Here is an 11,013-nt window from a genome sequence, read left to right as displayed (position 1 = left end):
GAAGCTACGCGTCCACTGTGCGGTATCTGAAACAACACACAGATACCATTCACCCCCAACACACCCCACATGTGGGATGTGGTTCGGGCGGGGGAATTGAATGTGTGACAGTTTCATAGAGTTACGGCGGCCATAGCGGAGGGGAAACGCCCGGCCCCATTCCGAACCCGGAAGCTAAGCCCTCCAGCGCCGATGGTACTGCACTCGACAGGGTGTGGGAGAGTAGGACACCGCCGAACATAAATTGCGAATGCCTCGCATCACAGTCTTGAAAGAGACTGCGATGCGAGGCATTTCGCATTTCCGGGCACAAACACACCACACCACCACGCACCCGCACACCACCACGCACAGCGTCGGGGCTACGGGGCCGGCCGGCCGAGTGCGCACCCACCGACACCCCACCTGGTCGATGCCCCGACAACTGCACACTCGCCACCACCCGCGGGCCGGCCGAGTGCGCACCCACCGACACCCCACCTGGTCGATGCCCCGACAACTGCACACTCGACGCCAGCACCCGGCCGTCGAGTCGACGGCCGGGTGGGCTCAGAGTGGCGGGATCAGCTCAACAGGTGCGCGCAGCGAAGCAGCCCGAGATGGCTGTAGGCCTGCGGGTGGTTGCCGAGCGAGCGCTCGGCGACGGGGTCGTACTCCTCGGCGAGCAGCCCGGTCGGGCCTGCCGCATCGACCAACTGGGCGAACAGGGCCTCGGCGTCCGCGCGTTCCCCGATCAGCAGGTAGGCCTCGATCAACCAGGCCGCACACAGGTGGAATCCACCCTCGCCGCCGGGCAGGCCGTCGTCGTGGTGGTACCGGTAGACGGTCGAGCCGCTGCGCAACTCCGCCTCGGTGGCCCGGACCGTCGCGACGAACCGCGGATCGGTCGGGTCGATGAGGCCGGAGAGCCCGATGTGCAGGGTCGCCGCGTCCAGGTCGGTGCCGTCGTAGGCAGCGGTGTACGAGAGCGCACGATCGCTCCAACCGCGATCCTTGACCTCGTCCGCGATCTCTGCCCGCAGCGCCGTCCATCCGGGGCCGGACTGCCTGCCGAAACGTTCGGCCAGGGTCAGGGCCCTGTCGACGGTGACCCAGCACATGACCTTCGAGTACACGTGGTGCCGCGGATTCCCGCGGATCTCCCAGATGCCGTTGTCGGGTTCGTCCCAGCGGCGCTCGACTGCGGAGACCATGGCCTGCACCAGGTTCCAGTCGGCGTCGGTGAGCACGTCCGTCAGCCCCGCCTTCTCGCGGGCCTCGGCGAGATGCGAGATCAGGTCGACGATGGGGCCGAAGACGTCGAGCTGCACCTGCGAGTTCGCGGCGTTGCCGACCCGCACCGGCCGGGAGCCCGAGTATCCGGGCAGGGAGTCGAGCACCGCCTCGGGCGGCAGGTTGGCGCCGTAGATCGTGTACAGCGGGTGCAGGCGCTCGGGGCCGGGCAGCGTCTCGAGCACGCCGTGGACCCACTCCAGGAAGGCCTCGGCCTCGCCGAGCGAGCCGAGCGAGACCAGAGCCGACGCGGTCAGTGACGCGTCCCGGAGCCAGCAGTAGCGGTAGTCCCAGTTACGGACGCCACCGATCTCCTCGGGCAGCGAGGTGGTCGCCGCGGCCAGGATGGATCCGGAATCGGCGTGCACGAGGCCGCGCAGCGTCAGTGCCGAGCGCTTCATCAGCCCGCGCTTACGGGCGGGCAGCGTCAGACCGTCGGCCCATTCGCTCCAGTACGACTCGGCAAGCGACCTGCGCTCCGATTCCGGCGTGGCGGTCGGACCGAGTTCCGTGGTGCCGCAGCGCAGTTCGAGGACGATCGCTCCCTGCGACGGGTCGACGACGGCGCGCGCGCTCTGCTGGACACCGTCGCTGGTGATCTCCCACTCGACCCCGGGGGAGCGCAACACGAGCGGATCGCTGGTGCCGTACACGCGCAGGCCGTCGGCCTCCTGCTCGAGATGGACCTGGACCTGTCCGAACTCGGGACGCGGTGCGAAGGTCACCACGGCCTTGGCGTGACCGGTGATCACCCGGATGAGGTCGGTGCGGCCCTGGACGACGTCGTGGGGCAGGTAATCGGTGACCTGCAGGCTCGCCCAACGGGTCTCGACGGTCATGGTGCCGTCGACGTACCGCTGGCTCAGCGGCAGGGCCTCCCGCTGGGGGCCAACCGTGAAGTGGCCGGCACCGACCCCGCCGAGCAGGTGCGCGAACACCGCGGCGGAATCGGGTTCTGGATGGCAGAGCCAGGTCAGGGTCGCGTCCGGGGTCAGCAGGGCGACCGTCCTCGGGTTCGCCAGCATGCTGAGACGCTCGATCGGGGTGGCGCTTTCACCGTGAAGCCAGGTGCGCCGCTCCTCGAGCAGGAACGCCAGTGCGGCGGAGACGTCCTCGGTGCTCGACACGCGGAACTCGGCGAGCGACTCACCCGGGCCCACCTTGACGCCGAGATCCGGTCCCTGAAGCCGGCTGAACGCCTTCTCGTCGGTGACGTCGTCGCCGAAGAACACGGTGGCCGAGGCGCCCTCACGGTGCCGCAGGATGTCGAGTGCCTCGCCCTTGTCGGTGGTGATGACCGCGAGTTCGATCACGGCCTTGCCCTCCGTGACCTGCACGCCGTTCCAGGTGGCGGCCCCGCCGCGCACCCGCGACAGCGCCGCCTCGGCGATCTCGGGAGCGGCGTTGCGGACATGCAGGGCGGCGCTGGCGGGCTTGATCTCGACGGTGACCCCCGGGCCCGCGGCGGCGACGGCCTGCAGTTCCTCGGTGACCTCGCGCAGCAATCGCTTGGCGTCGTCGTCGATCTCGTGCACGAAGCCCACGTCGAATTCGGAGCCGTGGCTGCCGACCAACTGCACCTCGACCGGTAGTCGGGACAGCATCGCCAGGTCCCGGAGCGCACGGCCCGAGATCACCGCCGACATGGTGGCGGGCAGGCTGGCCAACGCCCGGAGGGCGCGCACGGATTCGGCGTGCGGGAATGCCTTCGCGGGGTCGGAGACGATGGGCGCCATCGTGCCGTCGTAGTCCGACGCCACGAGGAGCCGAGGCGTTCTCGCGACTGATACGAGACGCCTGCGAAGCTCGACGGGTAGGTCTTGCGCACTCACTGCGCAAAGTCTACTTACGCGGCGCCCGGATCCTTGTAACCGCCGCCGAGAAGCAGTTCGACGGTCAGTTCCAGTCGCTTGGCGACATCCGTCGCGGAGGAGCGACGGGTGAGCCACGCGACCAGGTTCGAGAGCCACACATCGGAGATGACGCGGGCGATCGCGAGCTGCTCTTCGCTCGGCTCGCCGTCGCTCATCGCGCGGGCGAACAGCGAGTCCATCAGCTTTCCGACCTGATCGACCTCGGCGGCGGCGGAGGCGTCGGCGAACATGAAGGCACGGGTCATGGCCTCGGTGAGCAGCGGATCGCGCTGCATCGCCCTGGTGATCTGGCCGAGGATCAGGTGCATGCGCTCGATCGGGGTGTCGCCGGGCGGCAACTTCTTGCGCGAGTCGATCTTCTCGAACTCGCGGGCGAGCGAGGACACCAGGAGGTGGACCTTCGACGGGAAGTACCGGTAGAGGGTTCCCACCGCGACATCGGCACGCTCGGCGACGGCGCGCATCTGCACGGCCTCGTACCCGCCCTTGGATGCGAGCGCCAGGGTGGCGTCGAGGATCCGCTTGCGACGCTCCCGCTGCGCATTGGAACTGAGATCCTCGTCGGTCAGCGTCGAAACGGCCCCGTTGGTCGAGGCGGTCTTAGCCGCGGAACGGGTTCGAGATGAGGAGGTCATCCACAGATTCCTTGGTATCGGCGAGTAGTTGAGTTCGTGCAGTTCGTGCCAGGTCTTGACTCTTACCCGGCCCACATATTAGAACACGTTCTAGACAAATTTGTCAGTAATGAAAGGTTGGCCTCCCTTGTGACAATCGCCACGACAGACGAGCAGCGTGCCGTCCAGGAATCGATTCAGGCCTGGGCCCGCGCGACGAACCCGATCGAGACGCTACGGCAGGGGCCGGCGGATTCGTGGCGGTCGCACTGGTCCGCCATCGCGGATCTCGGCCTGTTCTCCGTTGCGCAGGCCGAAGAGGTCGGCGGCGCGGACGGCGAGATCGTCGACCTCGCGGTGATGCTCGAGCAGGCGGCCGCGGCGCTGGCCGCGGGTCCGGTGCTCTCGACCGCGCTCGCGGCGCTGGTCGTCGGACGCAGCGGCGGGGCGGCGGCCAAGCAGTGGGGCCCCGAGCTCGCAGAGGGCAACCTTCCGGTCGGCGTCGTGGTCGACGGCGTCGTGGCCGCCGAGGCCGACGGTGACGGCGGGCTCGTGCTCCGCGGAGAGGCCGGGCTCGCGCTCGGCGGCGCGCCCGGAGTCGGCGTGCTGCTCGCGGCCGCGCGCGGCGACGACACCGTGTGGTGCCTCGTCGACGCCGAGGCGGACGGACTGACCGTCGAGGCCTTGGAGAACGTCGACGTGAGCACCCCGCTCGGCCGGGTGTCCTGTGCGGGTGTCCGGGTGAGCGCGGACCGGATCGTCGCCGGGCTGCGCCCGGGACTGGTCAGGGACCTGGCCGCGACACTGGTGGCCGCGGAGGCGGCGGGTGTGGCGGGCTGGTGCCTGCGGACCGCCGTCGAGTACGCGAAGATCCGCGAGCAGTTCGGCAAGCCGATCGGCTCGTTCCAGGCCATCAAGCACCTGTGCGCCGAGATGCTGTGCCGCGTTGAGCAGACCAGGGCGGTGGCGTGGGACGCCGCGGTCGCGGCGGAGTCGGACGCCGAACTGCCCATCGCGGCCGCGGTCGCCGCGTCGGTCGCCCTCGACGCCGCGGTCGACACCGCCAAGGACTGCATCCAGGTGCTCGGCGGCATCGGCTTCACCTGGGAGCACGACGCGCACTTCTACCTGCGGCGCGTCCTGTCCCTGCGCCAGCTGCTCGGCGGCGGCGCGTACTGGCGGGCTCGGGTCGCGGAGCTCACCCAGGCGGGCGACCGCAGGCACCTGACCGTCGACCTCGGTGACCTCGAGGCCTCGCGCCCCGAGGTGCGTGCGCAGCTGGAGTCCATCGCGGCGCTGCCCGAGGGCGAGCGCCGGATCGCGTTCGCCGAGTCCGGCTACCTCGCACCGCACTGGCCCGAGCCGTACGGCAAGTCGGCGAAGGCGGCCGAGCAGATCCTGATCGGCGAGGAGCTGGTGCGTGCCGGATTGGAGACCCCGAACCTGGTGATCGGCTGGTGGGCGGTGCCGACCATCCTCGAGCACGGCACGCCGGAACAGATCGAGCGCTTCGCGGTACCGACCCTGCGCGGCGACGTGATCTGGTGCCAGCTCTTCAGCGAGCCCGGCGCGGGCTCGGACCTCGCCGCGCTGCGGACCACCGCCGAGAAGGTCGAAGGCGGCTGGCGCCTCCAGGGCCAGAAGGTGTGGACTTCGCTTGCCATGGAGGCGGATTGGGCTATCTGCCTGGCACGCACCGACAAGGATGCACCCAAGCACAAGGGCATCACCTACTTCCTGGTCGACATGCGCAGCGCGGGCATCCGCATCTCGCCGCTGCGTGAGATCACCGGTGACGCGCTGTTCAACGAGGTCTTCCTCGACGACGTGTTCGTGCCCGACGACGGCGTGGTCGGACAGGTCAACGGCGGGTGGAAGCTGGCCCGCACCACGCTGGCCAACGAGCGGGTCGCGATGAGCGGCGGCTCGTCGCTCGGCAAGGCGATGGAGGAGCTGCTCGAGCTGGCCGGGCGCGGCGGCCCGAACGCCGTCACCGCGGATCGGATCGGGTTCCTCATCGGCGAGGCCATGGTCGGCTCGCTGCTCGAGCACCGCACCACCCTGCGTCAGCTCGACGGGCAGGATCCTGGACCCGAGTCGAGCGTGCGCAAGCTGGTCGGTGTCCGGCACCGCCAGGCGGTCGCGGAGTTCGCGCTGGAGCTGTCCGGGCCGGGCGGCGCCGTCGAGAGCCCGCTGTCCCGGGAGTTCCTGAACACCCGGTGCCTCTCGATCGCGGGCGGTACCGAGCAGATCCTGCTGACGGTGGCCGCAGAACGGATCCTCGGGCTGCCGCGGGACTAGCTGCGGCGGGCGGTGCCCGGCACGGGGGCGAAGCGTTGCTCCCGTGCCGGGCCCGAACCGTTGTCCCCGGACAGGGGAGCTGATACAACTAGAACAGGTTCTAACTCGTAGGCGGGATTGTTCAGCGTGGATTTCTCTCTGGATCAGACACAAGAAACGGTGGCGGAGATCGTCGTGGGCCTGTTGGCCCGCGAGGTCTCCGATCCCGCCGACACCAGCGGCTTCAACCAAGCGTTGTGGGAGGCGATGGCGAAGGCCGACCTGCTCTCGCTCGCCGTGCCCGAGCGGCTCGGCGGCGCGGGCCTCGGCCTGCCCGAGGTGCTGCCGCTGCTCACCGAGACCGGGCGCGGTGCCGCGCCGGTGCCGGCGCTGGCGACCCTCGGTTTCGGCCTGCTCCCAGTGCTCGCACTGGGGACGCAGGAGCAGCAGGACGCGGTCCTCGCCGAGGTCGCGACCGGCCGGGTGCTCACCGCGGCCCTGAACGAGCCCGGCGCGGCGTTCCCGTCGTCGCCGTCGACCACCGCGGTCGCGGACGGTGACGGTGTCGTCGTCAACGGCCTGAAGGTCGCCGTTCCGTTCGCCGACATCGCCTACCGGATCCTGGTGCCGACCGACGCGGGTGTCGTGCTCGTCGCGCCCGACGCCCCCGGCGTCACGCTGGCCAAGATCTCCTCGTCCTCGGGCAGCCCCGAGTTCTCGGTGCGGCTCGACGGTGTCCGGGTCCCGGCCGCCGAGGTCCTCGGCGGCGACAACGCCGCCCTGTACCGGATCGCGCTCGCGAGCATCGGCGCGTACGCGGACGGACTGCTCGCGGGCGCCACCACGCTGACCGCCGAGCACCTGCGCACCCGTGAGCAGTTCGGCAAGCCCCTGGCGACCTTCCAGGCCGTGGCCCAGCAGATCGCCGACGTCTACGTCACCTCGCGGACCCTGCACGTCTCGGCGCTGGCCTCGGGCTGGCGGGTGGCCGAGGGCCTCGAGGCGGATGACGACCTCGAGGTGCTGGCCTACTGGATCGCGGCCGAGGTGCCCGCCGCGATGCGCACGCTGCACCACCTGCACGGCGGGCTGGGCGTGGACGTGACGTACCCGATGCACCGCTACTTCTCCATTGCCAAAGACCTGGCCCGCCTCGTCGGCGGCGCCTCATCTCGACTCGACCTCGTGGGGGCCCGGTGTTCATCGATCTGACACCCGAACAGCGTGAGCTGCAGGCGGAACTGCGCCGATACTTCGCCGGCCTGATCTCACCGGAGGAGGCCGAGATCATGCTCACCGAGCGGCACGGCCCCACCTACCGTGAGGTCATTCGCCGGATGGGCAAGGACGGCTGGCTCGGCGTCGGCTGGCCGGTCGAGTTCGGCGGCCGTGGCTTCGGCGAGATCGAACAGCAGATCTTCGTGAACGAGGCTGTGCGGGCGGATGTTCCGCTGCCCTCGGTCACCCTGCAGACCGTCGGCCCGACGCTGCAGACCTACGGAACTGAGGAGCAGAAGCGCAAGTTCCTGCCCGCGATCCTCGCGGGCGAGGTGCACTTCGCGATCGGGTACTCCGAGCCGGATGCGGGCACCGACCTGGCCGCGCTGCGGACCACCGCGGTGAGGGACGGGGACGAGTACATCGTCAACGGTCAGAAGATCTTCACCACCGGTGGCCACGACGCCGATTACATCTGGCTGGCCGTGCGCACCGGCGACGCGGACTCCCGCCACCGCGGCATCTCGATCCTGATCGTGGACACCAAGGATCCCGGTTTCACGTGGACCCCGATCATCACCGCCGACGGCGCGCACCACGTCAACGCCACCTACTACTCCGACGTCCGCGTGCCCGCGAGCATGCTGGTCGGGGAGGAGAACAAGGGCTGGCGGCTGATCACCACCCAGCTCAACCACGAGCGCGTCATGCTCGGACCGGCCGGCCGTGTCGCGGGCCTGTACGAGAAGGTGCACGAGTGGGCTGCCAAGCGGGACCTGCTCTCCGAACCGGACGTGCAGCGCGGCCTCGGCGAGATCCACGCGACCTACCGGCTCAACGAGCTCCTCAACTGGCAGGTGGCCGCGGCCACCGGCGACGTGGACATCGCGGACGCGTCGGCGACGAAGGTCTTTGCCACCGAGCGCATCCAGCGTGTCGGCCGGATCGCGGACGAGATCATCGGCGCGCATGGCGACCCCGGTGACCCCGAGACCGCCAAGCTGATGCACTGGCTCGACGTGCAGGTCAAGCGGAACGTGGTGATCACCTTCGGTGGCGGCGTCAACGAGGTCATGCGCGAGCTCATCGCGATGGCCGGCCTCGGCCTGCCGAAGGTGCCCCGATGACCGCGACGGAGGTTTCAGTGAGCGACAAGGAAGCATCGATCCTCGCGGCAGCCGAGCGGGTGCGGGCGGGCGGCGCCAGCAAGGCCCGCGCCGGCCGCGACCCGATCAACATGCCGATGATCCGTAACTGGGTGGAGGCGATCGGCGACGAGAACCCCATCTACGTCGACGAGGACGCCGCCATCGCCGCGGGCCATGGCGGCATCGTCGCACCGCCCGCCATGGCGCAGGTCTGGACGATGCGCGGGCTCGGCGCCGTGCGCGAGGAAGACGATCCGCTCGGCCGGATGACGGAGATCCTCGACGAGGCCGGTTACACCTCGGTGGTCGCGACGAACTGCGACCAGACCTACCACCGCTACGTCCGGCCGGGCGAAGAGGTGACCATCGAGTCGGTCCTCGAAGACGTTGTGGGACCGAAGAAGACGGGGCTGGGCGAGGGCTGGTTCTTCACCACCAGGAACTTCTGGAAGGTCGGCGACGAGGTCGTCGCCGAGATGCTCTTCCGGATCCTGAAGTTCGCGCCCCCGGCGAAGGAGGCGGCCGCTCCCGCGGGAGCCGCGTCGTCGAGCCTGGGCGAGTCGCTCGAGGATCTCGACCCGACCCGGATGCTGCGTCCCTCGCAGTCCCGCGACACCGAGTTCTTCTGGGAGGGCGTCGCCGCCCACGAGCTGCGTCTCCAGCAGCGTCCGGACGGTTCGCTGCAGCACCCGCCGGTGCCGGCGATCTGGAAGGACAAGTCGGAGCGGACCGACTACGTCGTGGCCTCGGGGCTCGGCACCGTCTTCAGCTACGTCGTGCACCACGCGCCGAAGGTGCCGGGTCGTTCGCTGCCGTTCGTCGTCGCGCTTGTGGAACTCGCCGAGGGCGTGCGGATGCTCGGCGAGCTGCGCGGCGTCGATCCGAGCGAGGTCACGATCGGGATGCCGGTGCAGGTGGAGTTCCTCGACCTGCCGGGCGACGACGAGACCGGACAACAGCCCTGGACGCTGTACGCGTGGCGTCCCGCGAAGGAGCAGTGATGAGCTCGACCCTGACAGCGACAGTGGGGGAGACCCTGCCAGCCCTGTCCATCCACGGCGACCCGACCTTCATCGTGTCGACGGCGTTGGCCACCAGGGACTTCCAGGATGTCCACCACGACCGGGACAAGGCGCAGCAGCGCGGCTCGAAGGACATCTTCGTCAACATCCTCACCGACACCGGGCTGGTGCAGCGGTACGTCACCGACTGGGCCGGTCCGCGTGCCGTGATCAAGTCGATCAAGCTGCGGCTCGGTGTGCCCTGGTACGCCTACGACACGTTGACCCTGACCGGTGCCGTCTCCTCGGTGGAGGACGGCCTCGTCACCCTCGACATCGTCGGCAAGGACAGCCTCGGTGACCACATCAAGTCGACGGTCACCCTCGTGATGGATGGAGCAGCCCAGTGAGCGAGCTGTCCGGCAAGGCCGCGATCGTCGGCATCGGCGCCACCGACTTCTCCAAGGACTCGGGGCGCAGCGAGCTGCGCCTCGCCGCCGAGGCGGTGCAGGCCGCGCTCGACGACGCGGGCCTGAAGCCGTCCGACGTGGACGGCCTGACCTCCTTCACCATGGACACCAACACCGAAGTCGCGGTGGCGCGTTCGGTCGGCATCCCGAACCTGAAGTTCTTCAGCCGGATCCACTACGGCGGCGGCGCGGCCTGCGCCACCATCCAGCAGGCCGCGATGGCGGTGGCCACCGGTGTCGCGGACGTGGTGGTCGCCTACCGCGCGTTCAACGAGCGCTCGGGAATGCGCTTCGGGCAGGTGAACTCGGCGCTGGTGCAGCAGGTGAACTCCTCCGGCACCGACAACGCCTTCTCGTACCCGCACGGGCTCAGCACGCCCGCGTCGTTCGTCGCGATGATCGCCCAGCGCTACATGCACGTGTACGGCGCCACCAGTGCGGACTTCGGTGCGGTTGCGGTCGCGGACCGCAAGCACGCGGCGACCAACCCGAACGCCTTCTTCTACGGCAAGCCGATCACCATCGAGGAGCACCAGGCCTCGCGGTGGATCGCCGAGCCGCTGCACCTGCTGGACTGCTGCCAGGAGACCGACGGCGGCATCGCGATCGTCGTGACCTCCCCGGAGCGCGCGAAGGACCTGCCGAACACGCCGGCGATCATCGCCGCCGCGGCGCAGGGCAGTGGGGCCGATCAGTACATCATGACCAGCTACTACCGGGACGGCCTGAGCGGTCTGCCCGAGATGGGGCTGGTCGGCGATCAGCTGTGGGCCCAGTCGGGTCTGCGTCCGCAGGACATGCAGACCGCGGTGCTCTACGACCACTTCACCCCGTACGTGCTGATGCAGCTCGAGGAGCTCGGCTTCTGCGGCCGCGGCGAGGCCAAGGACTTCATCGCCGACGGCGCCATCGAGCTGGGCGGGCGGCTGCCGCTGAACACCCACGGTGGGCAGTTGGGTGAGGGCTACATCCACGGCATGAACGGCATCGCCGAGGGTGTCCGCCAGATCCGCGGTACCTCGGTGAACCAGGTTCCGGACGTGCAGAACGTCCTCGTGACGGCAGGCACCGGCGTGCCGACCTCGGGGCTGGTCCTCACGGCGTAAGCGCCTTCGGCGCCCGTGCGCGGTTGACGA

8 protein-coding genes and 1 rRNA gene are annotated in these 11,013 nt (G+C 69.5%); 7 read left to right on the top strand and 2 right to left on the bottom strand.

What is annotated here, in order from left to right; all coding sequences use genetic code 11:
* The first annotated feature begins 122 nt into the window (after positions 1–122).
* Positions 123–239, top strand: a 5S ribosomal RNA gene (gene rrf / locus BR31_RS0122070).
* A gap of 324 nt (positions 240–563) precedes the next feature.
* Here the strand turns inward: rrf and otsB are convergent.
* Complete coding sequence (gene otsB / locus BR31_RS0122065; protein WP_027502884.1) at positions 564–3,104, bottom strand: trehalose-phosphatase; 2,541 nt, start codon at positions 3,102–3,104, stop codon at positions 564–566.
* A gap of 14 nt (positions 3,105–3,118) precedes the next feature.
* Positions 3,119–3,781 (bottom strand): cholesterol catabolism transcriptional regulator KstR, encoded by a 663-nt coding sequence (kstR, locus tag BR31_RS0122060; RefSeq protein WP_027502883.1) that lies wholly within the window; start codon positions 3,779–3,781, stop codon positions 3,119–3,121.
* Positions 3,782–3,910: 129 nt separating this feature from the next.
* On the opposite strand from kstR, the gene BR31_RS0122055 reads away from it, so the two are divergent.
* The 6 genes from BR31_RS0122055 (at position 3,911) to BR31_RS0122030 (ending at position 10,983) form a co-directional block, all read left to right on the top strand.
* Complete coding sequence (locus tag BR31_RS0122055) at positions 3,911–6,061, top strand: acyl-CoA dehydrogenase family protein (protein WP_027502882.1); 2,151 nt, start codon at positions 3,911–3,913, stop codon at positions 6,059–6,061.
* A 126-nt stretch (positions 6,062–6,187) separates the two neighbouring features.
* A complete protein-coding gene (locus BR31_RS0122050; RefSeq protein WP_027502881.1) occupies positions 6,188–7,252 on the top strand; it encodes an acyl-CoA dehydrogenase family protein in 1,065 nt (354 codons plus the stop codon).
* On the top strand, positions 7,237–8,385 hold the full coding sequence (locus BR31_RS0122045) for an acyl-CoA dehydrogenase family protein (RefSeq protein WP_027502880.1): 1,149 nt from the start codon (positions 7,237–7,239) through the stop codon (positions 8,383–8,385). Before BR31_RS0122050 ends, BR31_RS0122045 begins: the two co-directional genes overlap by 16 nt.
* Entirely contained in the window at positions 8,382–9,407 is a 1,026-nt protein-coding gene (locus BR31_RS0122040) for a bifunctional MaoC family dehydratase N-terminal/OB-fold nucleic acid binding domain-containing protein (RefSeq protein ID WP_037177747.1), read from the top strand. The genes BR31_RS0122045 and BR31_RS0122040 overlap by 4 nt, the downstream gene beginning before the upstream one ends.
* The gene (locus BR31_RS0122035) at positions 9,407–9,817 is read left to right on the top strand and encodes a MaoC family dehydratase (RefSeq protein WP_027502878.1); all 411 of its coding nucleotides are present in this window, start codon (positions 9,407–9,409) and stop codon (positions 9,815–9,817) included. The genes BR31_RS0122040 and BR31_RS0122035 overlap by 1 nt, the downstream gene beginning before the upstream one ends.
* Positions 9,814–10,983, top strand: coding sequence for a lipid-transfer protein (locus tag BR31_RS0122030; protein WP_027502877.1), 1,170 nt, complete (start codon positions 9,814–9,816; stop codon positions 10,981–10,983). The genes BR31_RS0122035 and BR31_RS0122030 overlap by 4 nt, the downstream gene beginning before the upstream one ends.
* Positions 10,984–11,013: the final 30 nt, after the last annotated feature.

It is taken from the genome of Rhodococcus sp. UNC363MFTsu5.1, assembly GCF_000686785.1.
GTDB classification, from domain to species: domain Bacteria; phylum Actinomycetota; class Actinomycetes; order Mycobacteriales; family Mycobacteriaceae; genus Rhodococcus_G; species Rhodococcus_G maanshanensis.
This window is presented reverse-complemented; position numbering and strand designations above follow the sequence as displayed.

Bases quoted from the DNA above. Each gene is read 5' to 3' on its own strand.
- BR31_RS0122035 (WP_027502878.1), top strand. From the start codon at position 9,407: ATGAGCTCGACCCTGACAGCGACAGTGGGGGAGACCCTGCCAGCCCTG.
- kstR (WP_027502883.1), bottom strand. From the start codon at position 3,781: ATGACCTCCTCATCTCGAACCCGTTCCGCGGCTAAGACCGCCTCGACC.
- BR31_RS0122040 (WP_037177747.1), top strand. From the start codon at position 8,382: ATGACCGCGACGGAGGTTTCAGTGAGCGACAAGGAAGCATCGATCCTC.